Origin of the sequence: Spectribacter hydrogenoxidans, assembly GCF_031846275.1 — a bacterium.
Classification (GTDB): Bacteria; Pseudomonadota; Gammaproteobacteria; order Nevskiales; family Salinisphaeraceae; genus Spectribacter; species Spectribacter hydrogenoxidans.
In genome coordinates this window covers 1-239 of the sequence record NZ_JAVRIB010000064.1, presented here as the reverse complement: position 1 = coordinate 239, position 239 = coordinate 1, and the positions used below count along the sequence as shown (strand labels likewise).

Genomic DNA, 239 nt, shown 5'->3' with positions numbered 1-239 from the left:
GGGTTCGGTCCCGTTAGCACGGACACTTACGAAAGGCGTCACAATGGCCCAAAGGAGTGTCCATGTCCAAGCGAAGAAGATTCAGTTCCGAGTTCAAGCGCGAAGCGGTTGAATTGACCCGTCATCCGGATGTCAGCGTGGCCCAGGTGGCCCATGACATCGGCATTGCCGCCAACCTGCTCAGTCGCTGGCGCCGCGAGATCGACGAGCCAGGCCGGACCGCCTTCGGCGGCACTGGC

1 protein-coding gene is annotated in these 239 nt (G+C 61.9%); it reads left to right on the top strand.

Features of this window, described 5'->3' with window-relative positions; genetic code table 11:
- Positions 1-62 precede the first annotated feature (62 nt).
- On the top strand, positions 63-239 hold a 177-nt coding region (locus tag RM532_RS15890), incomplete at its 3' end, for a transposase (RefSeq protein WP_311654312.1).